This window comes from Gluconobacter sp. Dm-62, assembly GCF_018256155.1.
Lineage (GTDB): Bacteria > Pseudomonadota > Alphaproteobacteria > Acetobacterales > Acetobacteraceae > Gluconobacter.
This window is the reverse complement of record NZ_JAERLY010000004.1, coordinates 238149-257313: the sequence shown is the minus strand read 5'-3', so window position 1 is coordinate 257313 and position 19165 is coordinate 238149. Positions and strand designations below refer to the sequence as shown.

Genomic DNA, 19165 nt, shown 5'->3' with positions numbered 1-19165 from the left:
AGGGGAGGTCCAGAAATCATCCTGTCCATTATCTGTTCCTCCACTGGGACTGTCAATTTCTGCCGGTCAGCCTCAGGGCTGGCGACCGTCGGCCTGGATCCAGGATGCGACATCTGCGGAGAGGGCGTGGCGACTGGCCGGGCGGGTGTAGAGCATGTGGCCACCCTGATAGAGATGCAGCGACACGCGATCCGCCCCCACTGTCAGATGATCCTTCATCCAGCGTGCGGTCCCGAACGGGCAGGCCACGTCGTAATAGCCATTGGCCACAAAGACGCGCAGGCCGGGATCAAGCGCCAGAAGGCGGTTCAGAACCGGGATCTGGTGGATCGGTGAGGGACCGCCATCGCTCCACTTCCAGCTTCCGTTCACTTTGAGAGAAAGCAGGTCGTAGGTCAGGGGTGTCTTGAAGCCGAGGTCGTTTGCGGCATACCCCGAGAAAGCGTTGCCATAGGCGCGGCCGAAGCCGAACAGTGTCGGATCGGGGCTCTCGTCCAGACCATCGGCCGAGGGATCGGCGATGGACTGGGTGAAGTCGTACAGGCCGTACAGACGGCCATTGCGGGACATGATGTCATGCGAGCCGATAGCCGGGATGCCGTGCTGGCGGGCGATCACGTCCTGCGGCAGGCCGGTTCGCTGGGCGATCTCTGCATAGAGGGCCTGGCCTTCGGTTCCGGAGGGCAGCTTACCGGCGATCTTCGGCAGATAGGTGTTCAGGGACCACTGATAGGCGTCCTCGGCCGTCTTCTCCGTCACATTGGGACTCTGATGCGACGTGATCAGGCTCGGCATCATGAGAGCAGCGGAGAGCGGATTTTCGTCTGAATCCAGCAGGGGCATCTCAATGGCCGGGGAAATCATCACGATGCCGTTGAGCAGGATGCCCTGTTCCATCTGAAGCGCGTTTGCGACCTGGATGGAGCGGATGCCGCCATAGCTTTCGCCCACGAGATAATGGGGAGAGGCTTCACGTCCGTTTGCTGCCGTCCACAGGCCGATGGCCTTGGCGAAGGTGCTGGCGTCCTGCTTGACGCCGTAGAACTGGTCCCCGGCCTTCGCCGTATCGGTGGGGCGGGAATAGCCCGTGCCAACGGCGTCGATGAAGACCATGTCGGTGACGGGGAGCCAGCTGTCAGGGTTGTCACCCATTGTGGCGTGCGTGCCGTCCGTAGGGTCTTTGGCAGGCATGGTCAGGGCCTCGGGGCCAGCGGCACCGAGGTTCAGATAAGCTGTGGCTGCGCCAGGGCCGCCGTTGAAGAAATACGAAACCGGACGGGTACCGGCCGGAACACCGTCCTTTGTGTAGGACACGTAGAACATGCGGGCGGTTGGCTTGCCGTCTGTGCCGCGCAGGACGAGTGTGCCGGCATGGGCGGTGTAGGCGATGCCATTCAGATGATGCTGGGTAACAGAGTCAGCGGGGAGCAGGGCGGTCTCACCAGTGAAAGTATCGGCTGCCTTGCCGGCGTCCGTTTTGGGGGCATCGGCCGCCGCGGCCGTACAGACGGGGGACAGGAGCGTTAAAGCGAGCAGGGCTGCGCGGCGGGTCATCATCTGACGGGCGTCTCCGGGAAAAGGAACGGGAAGAGTTCGCCCTATCAGTCCTGACATGCAACGGCTACCGCTGCGGCATGAAGTTTTCGTCATGCAGCAGCAGTTTGCGATCAGAACGATGATCAGGCTTTGGGAGGCTTGATGTTCGGGCGCAGCATCAGGCTCGGATCAGCGTAACGGTCATACTCTTCCGATGTCATGAAGCCGAGTTCCAGCGCAGCTTTACGGGGGCTGAGCCCCTTTTCCATAGCATGATGCGCAACCTTCGAGGCGCGGTCATAGCCGATGGCGGGAGAGAGGGCCGTGACGAGCACCAGTGAGCGCTCCAGATCCTGTTTCAGCTTCTCGGTGTTGGCCTTCGTGCCTTCGACGAGGAAGCGGCGGAAGTTTTCCGAGCCATCATGCAGAAGGGTGATGCCCTGCATGATGTTGTGGATCATGAGCGGTTTGTAGACATTCATGTCCAGCATACCCGCTGCCCCGCCAAGGCCGACCGCGACATCGTTGCTCATGACCTGAAGGGCGAGCATGGCCAGCGCTTCCGCCTGCGTCGGGTTGATCTTGCCCGGCATAATGGAGGAGCCGGGTTCGTTTTCCGGCAGATGCAATTCGCCCAGACCGGCGCGGGGCCCGCAGGCGAGCAGGCGGATGTCATTGGCGATCTTGAACAGGCTGCCCGCCGTCGTGCGTAGCGCACCTGACAGATGCACCAGCGCGTCATGCGCGCCCTGAAGTGCGAACTTGTTCTCGCCAGCCTTGAAGCCAAGACCCGTCAGGTGGCCGATTTCCGCGCAGGCGCGGCGGTCGAAGCCTTCATCCGTGCTGACACCCGTGCCGAGGGCCGTACCACCGAGAGCAAGAGGGAACAGGCCATCGCGGGCCTGTTCCAGACGGGCGATATTGTCCGTCAGCATCCCGGCATAGCCGTGCCATTCCTGACCCAGCGTGATGGGGACGGCATCCTGAAGGTGCGTGCGGCCGACCTTGACCAGATCGCGCCATTCCTCGGCCTTGGCCGCCATGGCGTCGCGCAGGCGCGTCAGGGCGGGGATGAGGCTGCGATGCGTGCCGAGGACGGCCGCGATATGCATGGCGGTTGGGAAGTTGCAGTTGGTGGACTGCGACATGTTGACGTGATCGTTCGGATGCAGCGGCGTCTTGCTGCCGAGTGGATTGCCGGTGATCTGGCAGCCGCGGTTTGCGATCACTTCATTGACGTTCATATTGAACTGCGTGCCCGAACCCGTCATCCAGACATGAAGCGGGAACATCCGGTCATGCTCGCCCTGTGTGATCTCGTCACAGACGGTATGGATCAGGTCCGCACGCTCCTGAGACAGGCGACCGCTCGCGGCATTGGCCGTGGCGCAGGCGCGCTTCATGATCGCATAGGCCTCGATCATTTCACGCGGCATCAGTTCGCGGCCGATGCTGAAATATTTCAGGGAGCGCTGCGTCTGCGCGCCCCACAGCACATCGTCAGCGACGTCGATCGGGCCCATGCCATCGGTTTCGGTACGGCTCATTGTCTGTTTTCGGCTTTCCTGCGGGTGATCCGGCTCATTCCACGCGGGAAATTATCGCACAATCGCCGCAGGACAAAGGAAGACAGCCATAGAAAATCAGGATGTCGCCACAGGCCGCTGGGGGCTCAGGATTCTACGGTCTGGGCAACGGGGTGACGGCCATAGGTGTTGGTCAGGATCACGCCAGCCATCACGACCGCGCCGCCGATCAGGGTGCGCAGGGATGGGACCTCGCTGGTGAGGAAATAGGCCAGAACCATCGTGACGGGCGGCAGCAGGTAAAGCAGGGCCGCACCGCGTGAGGCGCCGAGATGCCCGATGACGAAGCCCCAGGCGGCATAGCCGAAAGCCGCCGGGAAAATGCCGAGTTCCAGCACGGCCGCCTGTCCCTGCCATGAGGCGTGGGAGAAGCTCGTGAGGCCCTGCGGCAGCCATGGGGTGAGGAAAATCGCGCCGGAAATCAGGACATAGGCGATGGTGGGAAGTGCCCCGTAGCGGCGGATCAGGCCTTTCTGAAGGATCGTGTAGAACGCCGCACAGACAGCCGCACCAAAGACCAGTGTCGCGCCCGATCCAAAGGAGAGGCCGCCGCTCTGTCCCTTTGCGATCAGCGCAACGCCACTGAAGCTCAGGATCGATCCGGCCCAGCCCCAGCGGGACATGCGCTCCCCGAGGAACACCATGGCCAGAAGCCCCGCCATCAGGGGGGCTGCGCTGATGAGAAGACTGGCTGCACCGGATGAGACGGTCATCTCGCCGCAGTTGAACAGCACATTATAGATGCTGATCCCGATGATGCCGCAGGCCAGGATTTGTGGAACATCCGCCAGTGCGGGACGCGTCGGGCGTTTCCACAGCAGCCATAGAGCCGCCATGACCGCCGCGACAGCATAGCGCAGTGCCGCCAGAGGCACGGGGGTAAGGTCATGCAGGGCAATCCGGACGACGGGATAGGCGCTCGCCCAGGACAGGATGGCCACGGCGACAAAGAACGGCAGAAAACGCCCGGAAGGATGTGTCATTCTCGCCCATTAGCAGGAATGTTCCGGGGGCGGGAAGAGTGTCGGACGCGGGTGAACCGGATTTGGTTCTGCCCTGCCTCCATGACGGTTATTTCAGCCAGCGGTCACCGCTGAAACGGTTGTGGGAAAAGAGGAAGCCGGCGACCAGCCCGATGGCCGCGAACATAATCGTCCAGAGCGAAATCGGGAGCAGCAGGGTCGAGATGGCGGCGAGCAGCACCATTCCCGCGAAGGCGCAGACAGCGGATTCGAGGAGGCGCGGGCCGTAATGACGCTCAGCGCCGCAATGGGGGCATTTTTCCGATGTCGGGCGCATGGGCTTGCGGCAGACGGGGCACAGCGCGATGGCGTTGGCTTCGGGTTTTCTCACTGACCGTTATTCTCCTGATGTTCGCCGACCGCGATACGCGCTTCCACGGCCATACGCCAGGGCGCATCGGCCGGTGCCGCTGCCAGGGCGCGGCGATAAAGGTCAAGGCTCTCACCAGAGATATGGCTGCCATCACGACTTTCAAGCTCGGCGAGGCGAATGGCAAGCTCGGGCTCGAAATGCGCACTCAGGGCGGCTTTCCAGTCGCGGATTGCATCATCCGTCAAACCGGATTTCGCTTCGACCTGTCCCAGCAGGAAATGCCCGGTCGCATAGGTCGGTGATCCGGCGGGGATGGTGGAGACTTCGGTTTGCAGCTTGTGGATCATCTGCAGGCCCTTTGCGTCCGGACCCCTCTGACGTCCGCTCAGAGGTTGGGGCGGCAGGGACGGGTGGCCGTTAACGATGTAAAGCGCGAAGGCCAGTACGGGGATGCCGATTCCCACGGCGGCGATCGGAAGGATGCGGCTGCGTTTCGCAGGCTCAGCCGAGAGGTCCTCGACAGCGGCTTCCCCGTCCGTGGCCAGCAGGCGGCGCTGAACCTCCAGACGGGCCGCCTTGTATTCCTCGTCGTTGATAAGGGCGAGGGCGTGGTCGCGTTCCAGATCGCCGAGCTGTCCACGATACAGGGTAAGGGCGGAGTCACGCGCGTTCACACGCCGACGGAGGGTGCGCAGCCCCAGAAATGCGGGACACAGGGCCACCGCCGCGATTATCAGGATTCCCAACCAGAACAAAAAGTCTACTCCCGGCCCGACAGGGCATCCAGACGCGCGCGCTCGTCATCCGTGAGCGGCGCAGGCGTGACGACGGTGCGGCGTTTGGTCGCACGCCATGCAATGACAAGTCCGGCCACCAGCGCGAGCGCCGGCATCAGCCAGAGCAGGGCGGTGGACCATGAAAACTGTGGGGCTAGGCGGATGAATTCGCCGTAGCGTTCGGTCATCCAGTCCATGATCTGCTGATCGGATTTGCCAGCCGAAACCTGCTCTCGGACGACTTTGCGCAGATCGCGGGCAAGGGGCGCGCTGCTGTCCTCGATGCTCTCGTTCTGACAGACGAGGCAGCGCAGATGCGCGCCGATGGCCTCGGCCCGCTTTTCCTGCGCCGGGTTTGGCAGCATTTCGGACGGATCGTCCACGGCGAGAGCAACGCCCCCACCAATCAGGCCGGCGGCTAGGAGCAGAGCCGGAAAGCGTCTGGAGCGTGTCATAGTCCGGCCAGCCTCGGGCGGATTTCCGCTTCATAGATCTGGGGGTCGAGCGCGGCGCTGCCGTGCCAGATGATGCGTCCTCCCGGTGCGACCAGAAAGCTTTCAGGCACGCCGGTCACGCCCCAGTCGATGGCGACGCGGCCATGACGGTCGGAAGCGACGCGGGCATAAGGCGACCCGTCACGCTGGACGAAACCGGCGGCGTTTTCGGGCTTGTCCTCGTAGGCGATGCCCCAGATCGGCATGTTGCGCGAGATGGCGCGCAGGCCGGGCATTTCCGCCACGCAGGGGATGCACCATGAGGCGAAGAAATTGACCAGAACCGGGCGGTGCTGGGCTTTGAGTTCCGCATCGGTGAAGCCGTCGCCAAGGCCGGGAAGTCCCGGCATGGCGAAGCTCGGGATGGGTTTGCCGACATTGGGGTTCTTGATGGCGCGCGGGTCGAAGGCGCCGCTGCGCATGTCGCTCAGCATCCGCCAGAAACCGACGCCCAGAACGCCTGCGCCAATGATGGGGACGGCCGTGAGGATGCCGCGTCGGGTTGCGTTCATGTCCGTCTCTCCTCAGGCGCGGGCCATGTTGCGGGCGGCGGCACGCTTAGGCGCACCGATCCGCATCCGGCGGTCAGACAGCGAGAACGCGCCGCCGATGGCCATGACCAGCCCGCCGAGCCACATCCACGGCGCCAGTGGATTACGGTGGAGGCGCAGGACATAGGTCGTGTCTTTGCCCGTGCCGTGCCGGTCACCGATCACGCCGTACAGATCCGTGATGAAGTTTGTGTGGATGGCGACTTCGGTTGTGGTCTGGCTCTGTGTCGTGAAGTCGCGTTTTTCGGGGTGCAGGATGGTGACGAGCTTGCCGTTGTGGCGAATGGCGAGGTCGGCCTGCATGGCCTTGTAATTCGGGCCGATATAGTCGTGCACGTCGAGCAGGGTCCAGGCGTCTCCGCCCAGCGAGCGCGTCTCGCCGATATGGATTTCGACGATGGCGTGCTGGGCCTGCGACATGCCGCACAGGCCGAGCACGGTGATACCCGCGCCGATATGGGCGAGGGCTGCGCCCCAGCTTGAACGCGGCAGGTTCTTCATGCGCTCCCACACGCCCCGCGGGGAGGTGTGACCAATGCCGATCCGGCGCAGGACGTCGGAGGCGGAGGCCGCGATAACCCAGATGGCGAGTGCGCCGCAGGCGATGGGCATGATGCCGGACAGTCGCCAGAAGCACAGGACCACGCCGATGGCAGCGATTCCGGCCGCGGCATAGAGATGCGAGAATGTCCGGGCGAGCTGCGCGCGCTTCCAAGGCAGGGCGGTGCCGACGCCCATGGCGAGCAGGAGCGGCAGGGTCAGCGGGATCGTGGCGGCGTCGAAGAACGGCTTGCCGACGGAAATGGTGCGCCCGGCCAGAAGCTGCATGAAGGGCGGGTACATCGTGCCCGTCACGACGACGGCGCAGATCGAGCACAGCAGGATGTTGTTCAGGACCAGCGAGCCTTCACGCGAGATCGGCGAGAACAGGCCGGTCGAGGTGAGGGAGGGCGCGCGCCATGCGAACAGAGCGAGCGATCCGCCGATGACGATGGCGAGCAGGGCGAGGATGAACACGCCGCGGGCGGGATCGTTGGCAAAGGCATGGACCGAGTTCAGGATGCCCGAGCGGACGAGGAACGTACCCGACAGCGAGAACGAGAAGGTCGCGATGGCCAGCAGGACCGTCCAGATTTTCAGGCCTTCGCGCTTTTCCACGACGATGGCGGAATGCACGAGGGCCGTGCCCGTCAGCCAGGGAATGAGGGAGGCGTTTTCCACCGGATCCCAGAACCAGTAACCGCCCCAGCCCAGCACATAATAGGACCACCAGGAGCCGAGCGCGATGCCGCAGGTCAGGAAGCACCAGGCCGCGACGGCCCAGGGGCGGACCCAGCGGCCCCATGCGGCATCGACGCGGCCTTCGATCAGGGCGGCGACGGCGAAGGCGAAGGGGACGGCGAAACCGACATAGCCGGTGTAGAGAATGGGGGGATGGAAGGCGAGGCCCGGGTCCTGAAGGAGCGGGTTCATGCCCTGACCGTCCATGGGGGCGGGGAAAACCCGCTCGAACGGATCGGAAGTCAGGAGGCAGAACATCTGGAACCCGGCGGAAACGCCGCCGAGAATGGCCAGAACGCGCCCGCGCAGGATGTCTGGCAGGTTGCGGCCAAACAGCGAAACCGCACCACCGCAGGCTGCGAGGATCAGTGTCCAGAGCAGAACCGAGCCTTCATGGTTTCCCCAGACGCCCGTGATTTTATACAGGAGCGGCTTGGAGACAGCGGAGTTCGCCGCGACGTTCTGGACCGAGAAATCGTCGCCCACGGCGCACATGATGAGGCACAGGAACGAGTAGCCCAGCGCAATAAGCTGCGAAACGGCCAGATAGGGTGCGAGCCCCACGAGACGGGCATCGCGGCGGCTGGCGCCCCAGAGCGGGACAGCGAACTGCACGAGGGCGAGCACGCAGGCGAGGGCCAGGGCGAAATGGCCCTGTTCAGGTCCGAACATCAGGCGATCAGCCCCCTGCTTTCTTTGCGGTCATGGTGTCCCAGCTTGATGCGTCCGGAGCCTTGCCGAAGCGCGGGTCCCACTTGCCGGTGCGCTTGAGTTCGTCCGCGACTTCCTTGGGCATGTAGGTCTCGTCATGCTTGGCGAGGACTTCGCTGGCCGTGAAGCCGCCATCCTTCTGAACGGTGCCGAGGGCGACGACGCTCTGTCCTTCGCGGAACAGGTCGGGGAGGATGCCGGTGTAATGGACCTCGACCGCGGCCTGTCCGTCCGTCACCTGAAAGGCGTTCACGGGGGTGCCGTTTTCGTTGATGCGGTGCAGGCTGCCAGCCATGACCATGCCGCCGAGGCGGATGGGGCGGTCAGGCGACGGCGGACTGGCTTTCACCTGCGATGGTGCCATGAAGAAGACGATGTTGGACGAGAACGCACGCAAAGTCAGGGCGGCGGCGGAGCCGACACAGGCCAGACAGGCGATGACGATCCAGAGGCGACGGGTCTTGCGGGTCATGGGGCAGAACTTTCGCGACGGCGGGCATGGCCTTCAACGGCAGCCAGACGAGCCTTGGACTTCCGAAGGCGCAGGGCCGCGCCGACACCGAGGACGAGAGAGCAGCCCAGCGTCAGGGCATAGGAGGCCGCGATATAGGGCCAGTGGTTCGGGAGGTGCATCATGCTGCGTGGCTGTCCCTGCGGTCGAGGCGCGAACGGGCCAGAAGCTGGCGTGCGCGGCTTTCATGGATGGCGGCGCTGAGCCGGGTGAAGATGACGGCCGCGACGCCGAGTGTGAAGCCGATCGTGCAGATCAGCAGCGGCCAGAGCATCATCATGGACATGGTGGGCGCGCCGGTCAGGGTAATGCTGTCGGGCTGGTGCAGGGTGTTCCACCACTGGACGCTGAACTTGATGATCGGCAGGTCGATCACGCCGGCAAGCGCGAGGATCGCGGCGGCGCGCTGGCCGCGGGCGGGTTCATCGAAGGCGCGGATCAGGGCGATATGGCCCAGATACAGGAAGAACAGCACCAGCATCGAGGTCAGGCGTGCATCCCAGACCCACCATGTGCCCCACATCGGCTCGCCCCAGAGCGAACCCGTGATCAGGCACAGGGCAGCGGCGCAGGCGCCGACCGGGCCGATCTCGATGGCGGCGAGATCCGCCAGCGGATGACGCCAGACCAGCGAGAGAACGCCGCATGTTGCCAGGCCGAGGTAGCAGGACGATGCCAGCCAGGCCATCGGGACATGCACATACATGATGCGTACCGTGTCGCCCTGCTGCCAGTCAGCCGGGGCGATGAACAGGCCCCAGATGACGCCGACTGCCAGGAACAGGATCGCGCCGCTGGTCAGCCAGGGAAGCAGTGCGCGCGCCAGACGAAGGAACTGCCCCGGATTGGCATAGCGATGGAGCAGGTTGGGGGTAGGGCGCACTGGGACACGGACCTCGGCAGAGTGGCGACGCGGCGATTGGTTCCCCGCGAAAGGTTCCCCATTGAAATAGTCCGAAGCAATCATATTCGGAAGAGGCGCGTTGTCCCATTGTTCCGATCACTGTTATCACGTTTCACGGAAATGAGCGGCAAATGCCCCTATAAATGCCCTTTTGGCGGGAGTGAAACGTGGCTTTCTGGCTGGTGAAATCGGAACCCGAGGCGTTTTCGTGGGCACAGCAGGTCCATAATGGCGTCGAGCCGTGGACGGGAGTGCGCAACTATCAGGCGCGCAACAACCTCTCGGCCATGAAAAACGGCGATCTGGCGTTTTTCTACCATTCCGTCAGCGAAAAACGCATCGTTGGCGTGGTTGAAGTGGTGCGGGAGGCCTATCCGGACCCTACAGCGGAAGATCCGCGCTGGGTCTGTGTGGATGTAAAGGCAATGGGGGCTTTTGCCCGTCCGGTGAGTCTGGCCGACATCAAGGCTGATCCGGATCTGGCGGAAATGGCGCTGCTGAAACAGTCCAGACTGTCCGTGGCGCCGGTGACGGAGGCGGAGTTCCGTCACCTGACGCAGATCGGGGGCTGGACGCGTCCCTGAGAGACGCCGTCTTAGTGAATGGCGGAGGAGTCGCCGTTTACGAGCATGTTCGTCTGGCCATTGACCGGATGGCCAGCATAGCTCGTCGGGGAGTCTTCGTCTTCATAGGGTGACTGGACCGGGGCGTTGAACTTCACTGGCATGCCGAACAGCGTGAAATGGGACGGCAGGTTGTTGGTGCCGTTGGTCTTCTGCTGGGCGTTCGTGCCCGGCATGCCAACCGGAAGATGGGTGCGGACACGGTCGCTGTAGCTGGCGAGAGCTGCTTCCGAGTCTTCTACTTCCGTATAGCCGTGCGGTGGGGGCGGGGCGCCTTCGTCGGGCAGGGCAGCCTGTTGTGCAGGAGTTAGCGGCTTGGCCGGTGCGCCGACGATCTGGCCGGATGTCGGGCCCATCTGCGGCAGATTGGCCGTGCCATGCGCGGCATGATGATTGGTGTGTCCGGGAGCGGCAAATGCCGGAAAACCGGCCGGAACGAGGAGGCCGACTGCCAGTGGAGCAGACAGGATCCAGCGCGATAATGCGGTCATTGGTGTAATTCTCCTCACCCCGACGGTGGTCTCCCGGGTAGCCTCACGGAGCCGATATCCCCATGATGGCGTCATATTAGGATATGAAACCTGCTATCCGGTAAACGGTTTCGGGTCTTACGAACAGGAGTTTTGATCGTCATGACCGCAGTGAATGACACGCAGCTTCCAACCAGCGAATTCGCCTCGATGGCGCTGGACGGGGATTCCCTGGCCCAGCTTCAGTCGGTTCTCGAAAAGGTGGAGCAGGGCCGCGGGGTCCTCGTGCGTCTTGCAGACCTGATGGGCGGCGCCGTCGGACAGGCCACGCGACTCGGTATGCAGGGTCTGGGGCTGGCGCCGTCGGTGCAGGAGAAGTTCCACAAGACGGCGGAAATCGCCATTGAGCGTGCTTTCCGCGTTGCCGTTCTGGGGATCGATAATGACGCGCCGGCCCCCGTCCGTGATCCCTGGCGCGAGAATATGGGGCAGGCCGCTGTCGCCGTTTCTGGCGCGCTGGGTGGTTTTGGAGGAATCTTTGGTCTGGCGCCGGATGTTGGTTTCACGACACTGACCATCATGCGTGAGATTGCCCGTATTGCCCGCGAGGAAGGCGAGGATCTGCGCGACGAAGACACGCGCCGGGCCTGTCTCGAAGTTTTTGCCCTCCGCAGCTTTCCGGCGCGTCAGACCGATGATGAGAGTGAACTTGGGTTTTTCTCAGCGCGTGCGCTGCTGCGCGGTCGGCCTATCGTGATGCTGATGGCGGAAGTGGCGTCGCATTACGGGATCGGCCTGTCGCGCAAATTCGCATTGCAGATGGTGCCGGTGGCAGGCGCGCTGTGTGGGGCGTCGCTCAATGCGGCGTTCCTGGCGCATTACCGGGCGCTGGCGCGGGCGCATTTCACGATCCGCCGTCTGGAACGCACGCATGGGCTGGCCGTTAAGGAAGCCGCCGCCGACCTGCGTGCAGGGGGAGCGGGCACATCTGAAACATTTTCCTGATTTTCAGGATTTTCCGGGGAAAAGCCCATGCCGATCGATCTTGTCTGGCTTGGATGGACACTGGTGCTGGCGGTCGTCCAGCTTTTCCTGACCGCCGCCGCGTGCCGTCAGCAGGATGGTCTGCAATGGGCGAGCAGCAACCGCGACGGTGAGCCGCCCCGCTATACAGGGATGGCCGCGCGGCTGAAGCGCGCGCAGGCCAATCTGATGGAGACGCTGCCGATTTTCATCGGGGCGGTCCTGCTGGCCTGGGTCGCAGGTCGTTACAGCCCGCTGACGGGCTGGGGTGCCGGGATCTATTTTCTGGCACGGGCATTATATGTGCCGGCCTATGCCTTTGGCTGGGGACCGGTACGCAGTCTGATCTGGGGCGTGTCGATGGCCGGGCTTTTACTGGTGCTGATCAGTCTGCTGTAAAGGACGCCTCGGTCATGGACGGGGGTTCCACGCCTTCACGCATCATCCACAGGTCCACGAGGGCGGAGATGACAAGGCAGGTTGCACTGATCTCGGCCAGTACCAGCAGCAGCCCGTGAGCCTGGGGCATTACAAGACGCAGTGCGCCGAGAATGACGAGAATGATGGCATAAATGAAAGCAAGCGGCACTGGCGGTCTCCCTGACGGTGGGTCATCCTTATCATGCCTGCCATTGTTGCGGCCATGCTTTCCCGCAATGCTCCGGACCAGGATATGAGTAAAGACACTGCCATCATGGACGAGATAACACCGGAGCTTCTGCTTCAGGCCTATGCCGCGGGGATTTTTCCCATGGCGCCGGATGCAGAGAGCACGGAACTGACGTGGTATCTGCCTGAAGAGCGCGGGGTTATGCCGCTCAACGGGATGCATGTTCCAAAAAAGCTCATGCGACTGGTTCTGTCAGGTAAAATGACGGTCACGGCGGACCGGGCTTTCGACGATGTCATGCTGGCCTGTGCAGAGCCTGCACCGGGGCGGGAGACGACGTGGATCAGCGAACGGATCCGCAGTCTCTACGGTGCCCTGTACCGACAGGGGAATGCGCATTCCATCGAGGTGTGGGACGGCGAAAAGCTGGTGGGTGGCCTTTATGGGGTGTCCCTGCGCGGGGCTTTTTTCGGCGAGAGCATGTTTTCGCGCGAGCGCGATGCTTCTAAGGTGGCTCTGGTTCATCTTGTTGCAGGGTTGCGCAAGGGGCGGTACGCGCTGCTGGATACGCAATACACCACGCCCCATCTGACGGGGCTCGGCGGTATTGGTATTCCGGCGGTTGAGTATCAGTCCCTGCTTCATCAGGCGCTGACCGTGCGTGCGGTCTGGCCTGACGATTTCAGCCTTCAGGCCCTGCATGAGTCCATTGCGTCCCTGCGCGCAATATCTGGGCGCGCGCCTGCCGGAGATCCGCCATGACTGTTTTCGCCCTCCGCCCCGTATTTCTCTGTGCTGCACCGCTCGGGCTGCTGGCGGCAGGGTTGTATCTGGCGAACCCCGCCTGTGCGGACGATCATCCCCGCCTGACGCCTACGCGGGATGTTACGGTTGTCTATGAGCTGACCGCTCCGTCCAGTGCGGCCAAAGGTGGCACCAGTACCGTCAAGGTCGCGTTTTCGGGGGCGGGCGATCTGCTGCGGATCGATTCGCAGGATGGCAATGGTGTGACGATTCTTGATCGCCCTGCCCAGCAGGTTACGCTCGTGATGATGAAGCAGCAGGTCTATACGCGACTTCATCCCAGCCACGGCCTGCACAATCCGTTCATGCTCGATCTGGATATGCAATATACGCCCGCCGGTCATGAAACCGTGGCGGGTGTGGCGTGTGGACGCTGGACCATTCTGAGCAGTCACGGCAAGGCCAGTGCCTGCGTGACGGATGATGGCGTTATCCTGGATGAAAATGGCGTGGATGCAGACGGGGTCGAAGGCTCCATCAAGGCACTGTCGGTTTCTTATCAGGATATTCCAGCGTCCACGTTCGAGCCTCCGGCGGGATTCCATGTGCTGGAACCCAAAGCGCGTCCCGCCCATCAGAGCGAAGCGGGAAGTGCAACGCCATCTCCCGTGCCGGAAGCTCCAGGGAACGATACGAAGACGACGACGCCCGAGCCGCAGGCTCCCGATACCTCGGATTCCGACACTCCCGTGATTGGGGACAGGGACACTCCTGCTCCAGCCACGACGACGCCCGGTTCCGCAGCTCCCTTGCCGGGGCAACCCGCTCAGCCGGATACGACGCAGCCGTCGGTTCCTAACGATTCTTCGGGGGACGGATCGGTGTCTGCCCCGGATCAGCCGCCGAGTGGCCCTGCTGAGGGAAACCGGAAGTGAAAATGCGCTCGCTGTACGGCACGGGGGGAATAATCTGCCTGCTGATGGTGATGGGCTGTGGGGTTTCAGCGAAGGCCGATGTGCCTTCGATGCCTGTTCAGCAGCCGGTCGAGGCGCCTCTCGTCACGCCGTTGCATGACGCGGATATCGATTACCTCCTGACCGGCCCCTCCGGACAGCATCTGCACCAGCGTATGCGCTGGACGTCCGCGTTGTGGCGACAGCGGGTTGCGACGGAAGGTTCGGCAACGATCATGCTGACAGATTACCGCACCCATACCCTGATGGTGCTGGACAGCACGAATCGCACTGTGACCGTTACGTCTGCGCCGGGCGGGAGTTTCGCGACGCCAGGGACGCCAGCCGCCGGATTGTGGCGCAGGCTCGGGCAGGGGCGGATTGCGGGAGAAGCCTGCACGATCTGGGAAAGTGCGGATAGCGATCGTCATCCGACCACGTTCTGTTACACGGATGACGGGCTGATGCTGGGCGCGGTTCATGATGGAAAGCCGGTCGTTGAAGCGGTGTCCGTCAGCCGTGCTCCGCAGCCTGTCGAGATTTTCGATCCGCCGCCAGGCTATCACCGGGCCGATCCGTCGCACTGAAACTGACGGTCCCGGCTTGGGCAGACAGCTGTTACAATTCGTCCGGCTTCTGCCATGATTGGCGCCTCTTGCTGCCATTTTCAGCGGGCATGATCTTTCTCATGGACGGAAGAGTTCTCCTTCACGGAGCTTCCGATCCACGTGTTTTGAGGAGAAAGATGCCATGCGTCGCATCACACGTGCAGTTCTTATGGCCGCTCCCCTGCTGATCGGCTCTGCCATCGTTCCGAATGTGCTCGTGCCACAGGCACAGGCTCACTGGCATGATGGTGGCCGTGGCCCAGGTTACGGACCGGGATATGGATATGGCGGCCCACGCGGGGGCTGGCATGGTGGTTACCGCAATCACTCTGGTGCTGTTGTGGGCGGAATTCTTGGAGGTCTGGCTCTGGGAGCCGTGGGCGGCGCGCTTCTGGCTCAGCCTTATGCCCCTCCGCCGCCTCCGCAGGTTGTTTATGCTCCGCCGCCGGTCGTTTATGCCCCTCCGCCGCAGGTTGTTTACGGCCCGCCGCCGGTTGCAGCCTATCCGGGCATGTATCGCGGTTACTGATCTCGGGATACTGAACGGTTTCCGTCCGGTTTGCCTTGATCGGACCGGACAGGTCAGGCAATCATGCCGGTTATGACAGTTTCTTCCCAGAAAACAGACCTGCAACCGGGTGACCGGGCGCCAGATTTCACGCTTGCCGCCTCGGGTGGACGGACTGTGAGCAGTGTGGGGCTGAGCGGCAAACCCTATCTGCTTTACTTCTATCCGAAAGCGGATACGCCCGGCTGTACGACGCAGGCCTGCGGTCTGCAGGACGTTCTGCCAAAATTCGAGGCGGACGGGCTGACCATTATCGGGGTCAGCCCTGATCCTGTGGCGAAGATTGAAAAATTCGCGACGAAATATGGTCTGGAATTTCCGCTGGCCTCTGACGAGGATCATGTCGTCGCCGAGGCATACGGAACATGGGTTGAGAAATCCATGTATGGCCGGACTTATATGGGTATGGAGCGCAGTTCCTTTCTGGTCGATGGCCAAGGCATCATCCGGAACGTATGGCGCAAGGTGAAGCCTGCGGATCATGCCGCTCTGGTGGCACAGGCCTTCCGGGACCTCTCTTCAGAGGCCTGAGCGCCTCACCCCTAACTTTTCATGAGGGAGACAGGCCGGAAACGCGCCGATGACCGTCTATGGCCGTCCCCGACTTCCCGCGTCCTCCCCGCAGGCGTTTTCATCCTTTCTGTCCGGGGCCGCATATGCCCCGGCATCTGCATGTGGCGCGCTGGGTCGCGCTGGTCTGCGTTACGCCGCTTGCCCTCGCGGCTGCCGCGGGGAGCGTTTTCCTGTGGGAACTGGCGCATGGTCCGGTGGACATCACCCGCGTCTCACATTTCGTGGAGCCTGTTTCCATTGCGGCGGGCAAGCGTCCCGGGCACCCGGCCGGGCGTCTGAGCTGGGATACGCTGCGCATCCAGTGGCAGCCTGCGGCGGGTGGCGTTCCCGCCGGGCTGGTGCTGATGGCGCGCGGGCTGAAGGTCACGCGTTTTGACAACCTGATTGCGGAACGCGCCGAGGAGGCTGATGCGGTTCTGTCGCTGAGCGCGCTGTTTGAAGGCGTGATTGCGCCGCGCACCCTGCGTCTTGAGAATGCCACGCTGGCCCTGCGCCGTCTGCCCGATGGCGACGTGGATATGGATCTGCCGAACCAGAAACGTGGTGGCAGGGGTGTACCGACACGGCTTGATCGGCTGCGGGCGATTGATGTGCACAACGTGTCCATCACCCTTGCCGGACTGCCGCAGGGGCGGACCGCTGTGATCGGGCCGGTCGAAATGCAGGCGCGTCGGATCCGCGTGGCCCCGCGCTCGCAGGATTTCGTCTGGACGGGCACCGCCCGTGCCGCGATCCTGCTTGACGGGTTCAACACTACCCTGACGGCGCAGGCCAGACAGGTCGGGAAGACCGGCCAGCTTCATCTGGGCACCACGCCATTCGAGCCCGCGCAGCTTGGTATTTTCAGTCCGCTCGCGGCGGCCTGGCGTGTGCCGGTTTCCATCGGGGCGGACGCGGTATTCATGCCGCGCGGCATGGATGAGCAGCCATCGGACCTGATGCTGAATCTGGCGCTGGGTGACGGGCAGGTTTTTCAGAAAACGGCCGAGCCTATTCGTCTTCATGCCGGACAGGTGCGCGTACATCTGCGGATGGATCATCCCGGTCTGGCTGGTGGCGCGACGGTTGAAGTTTCGTCCGCCTCGCTGGATGTCGCGGATAGCGCAGGCGCGCTGACGCATGTTCATGCCTCGGCCGGCCTGCGGCTGGACAATGTGCGCGAGCCTCAGGTGATGGATGGGGATGTCGAGGCCGGGCTGGACGGAATCCGCTTTGCGACGCTGGGCTCCATCTGGCCGGCAACCATCATCAAGGGTGGGCGGCGCTGGATTTCAAAGAACATCACGGATGGGACCGGGCGTGATCTGGAGGTCAAGGCCCATCTGCACAGCGATCATGGTCCGGATAAGATCATGCCGGTCTCGGTGCAGGGGCAGCTGACAGGGCATGGGCTGACGGTGAACTGGCTGCGTCCGGTTCCTCCCGCCACAGGTCTTGATGCGTCTCTGCATTTTGACGGGCCTGAGACGCTGGTGATTGATCTGAGCCGGGGGGTCCAGTCCACCGGCGTGAAAGATGATGTGCTGCTGCCCGAAGGAGAAATCCGGATTGGCAAGCTGTATGCGAAGGACCAGACCGGCGATATTTCCACGCATCTGACGGGGTCTCTGGCGGGGTTCATGTCCGCGCTGGCGCATCCGCGTCTGCATCTTCTAGCGCGGCATCCGCTGCCGTTCACGCAGCCGGCAGGGATGGTGGATGCGCATGTGCGAATGACGCTGCCGCTTGTCGCGCATATTCCGGACGGGGCGCTCCATGTGTGGACGCAGGCGACGTTCTCCGGCGTGCATCTGGGCAATGTCCTGATGGGGCAGGCCGTGGACGGGGCATCGGGAAAGATGTCCGCCACTGAAGACGCGCTGGACCTGACAGGGGATGGACGGCTCGCAGGTATCCCCACGCATGTCGTGCTGCATGAGAACTTCAAAGGGGGGGCGCCGTCCCGGGTGTTGCAGACAATTGATGCGCGCTCGGTTCTGGACCCGGCGTCCACGGCGAAGGCCCGGATTGCGCCGGGTGGACTGTTTCACGGGCATGCGGTGCTGAACGCGCATTTCGTGCAGCAGGCCAATGAAACCTCCGATCTGAAGCTCTCGCTGGACATGGCGCAGGCGGCACTGACGGTCCCCATCTGGGCCAAGCCCATGGGGGAGCCCGCGACGGCGATGGTGCATATGGGCTTTCAGAACGGAAGGATGTCGGTTCTGGACGGGTTGCAGGCGCATGGGACCGGGCTGTCTGTGGCGGGGCGGGGCGTGACGCTCGCCGGCAAGCTGACGGGGATCGTGCTTGAGGGCTTTCGCATTGGCCGCACGGAAGGTGATGCGCGCATCACCCTGCCGCAGAGCGTGGAGCAGCCGATTGGCGTGAGCGTTGATGCGGATCCGCTGGATCTGGCGCCGATGTTCGCACCCCATCCCCCGACACAGGCCGCTGCGCCGCAGGAGGGTTCCGGTGGCAAAGGCGCGTCCATGGGGGACAACTGGTCCATCAGCCTGAATGCGCCGCATGTCTATTATGGACCCAAGGCGCAGGTAGGGGGTGTCGTCTCGCAGATCGAACTGCGGAACGGGCATCTGACATCGGGGCGATTTGCGCTCGATGCGCCGACGCGGGTCCGGGCGGTTCTGGCTGATACCGGGCGTGAGCACCCGTTCGTGCTGGATATCGACAATCTCGGCACGCTGCTCGACGGCCTGGGGCTGTATGACCGCATCCGGGGCGGGCAGACGCATCTGGATGGGGTGTTCACGCCGGACGAGACCGTTCGAAAAGTGCCGGAAGGGCGGAATACCAAATCAGCGGGGCTTTGGGGCGGGCTGCCGCCTTTCCGCGGGCATGTGGAAATGGGTCCGTCGCAGTTCCTGCGGCCACCGCTGACGCTGACGGCGGTGTCGGACCTGTCACCGCTGCACTGGCTGACCAATCATCTGGACCGCTTCGAGATCAGCCATCTTGCCACGCGTCTGAGTCTGGCGGGGAACCTGCTGGTGCTGCATGACGGGGTGATCGGTAATCAGGCGCTGGGCGCCACGATGGAAGGGCCGATCGATCTGAAAACGTCGGGGCTGAACCTGACCGGAACGATCGTGCCGGTATTCGGGCTTAATGCGCTGCCGGGGCGCCTGCCCGTGCTGGGCCATCTGATGTCTCCCGAAAAGGGAGGCGGCCTGCTGGCGGCGACCTTCGAGCTGCACGGTACGGTGGAGAAGCCCGATCTGTCGGTCAATCCGCTGTCGATGCTGCTGCCCGGCGTATTGCGGCGCATCCTTCATTAAGTCGGCGGCCGGGGTTATGCTCCGGTATGG

22 protein-coding genes are annotated in these 19165 nt (G+C 63.3%); 9 read left to right on the top strand and 13 right to left on the bottom strand.

From position 1 onward, the window contains the following. Positions 1 to 72: 72 nt before the first annotated feature. From JK202_RS07175 to JK202_RS07125, 11 genes are all read right to left on the bottom strand, one after another. Complete coding sequence (locus JK202_RS07175; protein ID WP_211559625.1) at positions 73 to 1557, bottom strand: S10 family peptidase; 1485 nt, start codon at positions 1555 to 1557, stop codon at positions 73 to 75. A 122-nt stretch (positions 1558 to 1679) separates the two neighbouring features. Further along, the gene (locus JK202_RS07170; protein WP_211559623.1) at positions 1680 to 3083 is read right to left on the bottom strand and encodes a lyase family protein; all 1404 of its coding nucleotides are present in this window, start codon (positions 3081 to 3083) and stop codon (positions 1680 to 1682) included. A gap of 125 nt (positions 3084 to 3208) precedes the next feature. Next, complete coding sequence (locus tag JK202_RS07165) at positions 3209 to 4105, bottom strand: DMT family transporter (protein WP_211559621.1); 897 nt, start codon at positions 4103 to 4105, stop codon at positions 3209 to 3211. An 88-nt stretch (positions 4106 to 4193) separates the two neighbouring features. Continuing rightward, positions 4194 to 4475 (bottom strand): hypothetical protein, encoded by a 282-nt coding sequence (locus JK202_RS07160; protein ID WP_211559619.1) that lies wholly within the window; start codon positions 4473 to 4475, stop codon positions 4194 to 4196. Next, positions 4472 to 5203 carry a c-type cytochrome biogenesis protein CcmI gene (ccmI, locus tag JK202_RS07155; RefSeq protein ID WP_283091786.1) on the bottom strand — a complete coding sequence of 244 codons (732 nt, stop codon included), beginning with the start codon at positions 5201 to 5203 and terminating at the stop codon, positions 4472 to 4474. The genes JK202_RS07160 and ccmI overlap by 4 nt, the downstream gene beginning before the upstream one ends. A gap of 14 nt (positions 5204 to 5217) precedes the next feature. Continuing rightward, entirely contained in the window at positions 5218 to 5688 is a 471-nt protein-coding gene (locus JK202_RS07150; RefSeq protein WP_211559615.1) for a cytochrome c-type biogenesis protein, read from the bottom strand. Continuing rightward, on the bottom strand, positions 5685 to 6239 hold the full coding sequence (locus JK202_RS07145; protein ID WP_041111956.1) for a DsbE family thiol:disulfide interchange protein: 555 nt from the start codon (positions 6237 to 6239) through the stop codon (positions 5685 to 5687). Before JK202_RS07145 ends, JK202_RS07150 begins: the two co-directional genes overlap by 4 nt. A 12-nt stretch (positions 6240 to 6251) precedes the next feature. Continuing rightward, entirely contained in the window at positions 6252 to 8231 is a 1980-nt protein-coding gene (locus JK202_RS07140) for a heme lyase CcmF/NrfE family subunit (RefSeq protein WP_211559613.1), read from the bottom strand. A gap of 7 nt (positions 8232 to 8238) precedes the next feature. Continuing rightward, a complete protein-coding gene (gene ccmE, locus JK202_RS07135; RefSeq protein WP_211559611.1) occupies positions 8239 to 8742 on the bottom strand; it encodes a cytochrome c maturation protein CcmE in 504 nt (167 codons plus the stop codon). Next, positions 8739 to 8906 (bottom strand): hypothetical protein, encoded by a 168-nt coding sequence (locus JK202_RS07130; protein ID WP_211559609.1) that lies wholly within the window; start codon positions 8904 to 8906, stop codon positions 8739 to 8741. Before JK202_RS07130 ends, ccmE begins: the two co-directional genes overlap by 4 nt. Next, entirely contained in the window at positions 8903 to 9664 is a 762-nt protein-coding gene (locus JK202_RS07125) for a heme ABC transporter permease (RefSeq protein ID WP_211559607.1), read from the bottom strand. The genes JK202_RS07130 and JK202_RS07125 overlap by 4 nt, the downstream gene beginning before the upstream one ends. 188 nt (positions 9665 to 9852) lie before the next feature. On the opposite strand from JK202_RS07125, the gene JK202_RS07120 reads away from it, so the two are divergent. After that, a complete protein-coding gene (locus tag JK202_RS07120; RefSeq protein WP_211559605.1) occupies positions 9853 to 10269 on the top strand; it encodes an EVE domain-containing protein in 417 nt (138 codons plus the stop codon). Positions 10270 to 10280: 11 nt separating this feature from the next. On the opposite strand, the gene JK202_RS07115 is transcribed toward JK202_RS07120, so the two are convergent. Continuing rightward, positions 10281 to 10799 (bottom strand): hypothetical protein, encoded by a 519-nt coding sequence (locus tag JK202_RS07115; RefSeq protein ID WP_211559603.1) that lies wholly within the window; start codon positions 10797 to 10799, stop codon positions 10281 to 10283. Between the two features lie 141 nt (positions 10800 to 10940). On the opposite strand from JK202_RS07115, the gene JK202_RS07110 reads away from it, so the two are divergent. Together JK202_RS07110 and JK202_RS07105 are read left to right on the top strand one after the other, a co-directional pair. Further along, complete coding sequence (locus JK202_RS07110; RefSeq protein WP_211559601.1) at positions 10941 to 11783, top strand: EcsC family protein; 843 nt, start codon at positions 10941 to 10943, stop codon at positions 11781 to 11783. 27 nt (positions 11784 to 11810) lie between these two features. After that, positions 11811 to 12200 (top strand): MAPEG family protein, encoded by a 390-nt coding sequence (locus JK202_RS07105; RefSeq protein WP_211559599.1) that lies wholly within the window; start codon positions 11811 to 11813, stop codon positions 12198 to 12200. Here the strand turns inward: JK202_RS07105 and JK202_RS07100 are convergent. Then, positions 12187 to 12390, bottom strand: a complete 204-nt coding sequence (locus tag JK202_RS07100) for a hypothetical protein (protein WP_211559597.1) — start codon at positions 12388 to 12390, stop codon at positions 12187 to 12189. The genes JK202_RS07105 and JK202_RS07100 overlap by 14 nt on opposite strands. Positions 12391 to 12495: 105 nt before the next feature. On the opposite strand from JK202_RS07100, the gene aat reads away from it, so the two are divergent. The 6 genes from aat to JK202_RS07070 all read left to right on the top strand — a co-directional run bounded on the left by aat (position 12496) and on the right by JK202_RS07070 (position 19135). Continuing rightward, positions 12496 to 13173, top strand: a complete 678-nt coding sequence (gene aat / locus JK202_RS07095; protein ID WP_211559701.1) for a leucyl/phenylalanyl-tRNA--protein transferase — start codon at positions 12496 to 12498, stop codon at positions 13171 to 13173. Continuing rightward, the gene (locus JK202_RS07090) at positions 13170 to 14090 is read left to right on the top strand and encodes a hypothetical protein (protein ID WP_211559595.1); all 921 of its coding nucleotides are present in this window, start codon (positions 13170 to 13172) and stop codon (positions 14088 to 14090) included. Before aat ends, JK202_RS07090 begins: the two co-directional genes overlap by 4 nt. Before the next feature lie 2 nt (positions 14091 to 14092). After that, positions 14093 to 14695 (top strand): hypothetical protein, encoded by a 603-nt coding sequence (locus tag JK202_RS07085; protein WP_211559593.1) that lies wholly within the window; start codon positions 14093 to 14095, stop codon positions 14693 to 14695. Positions 14696 to 14858: 163 nt separating this feature from the next. After that, positions 14859 to 15245: a hypothetical protein gene (locus JK202_RS07080; RefSeq protein WP_211559591.1), complete on the top strand. Its 387-nt coding sequence runs from the start codon at positions 14859 to 14861 to the stop codon at positions 15243 to 15245. A 63-nt stretch (positions 15246 to 15308) separates the two neighbouring features. Beyond that, positions 15309 to 15815: a thioredoxin-dependent thiol peroxidase gene (gene bcp / locus JK202_RS07075; protein WP_211559589.1), complete on the top strand. Its 507-nt coding sequence runs from the start codon at positions 15309 to 15311 to the stop codon at positions 15813 to 15815. Between the two features lie 125 nt (positions 15816 to 15940). Continuing rightward, a complete protein-coding gene (locus tag JK202_RS07070) occupies positions 15941 to 19135 on the top strand; it encodes a DUF3971 domain-containing protein (RefSeq protein WP_249199752.1) in 3195 nt (1064 codons plus the stop codon). Positions 19136 to 19165 lie beyond the last annotated feature (30 nt).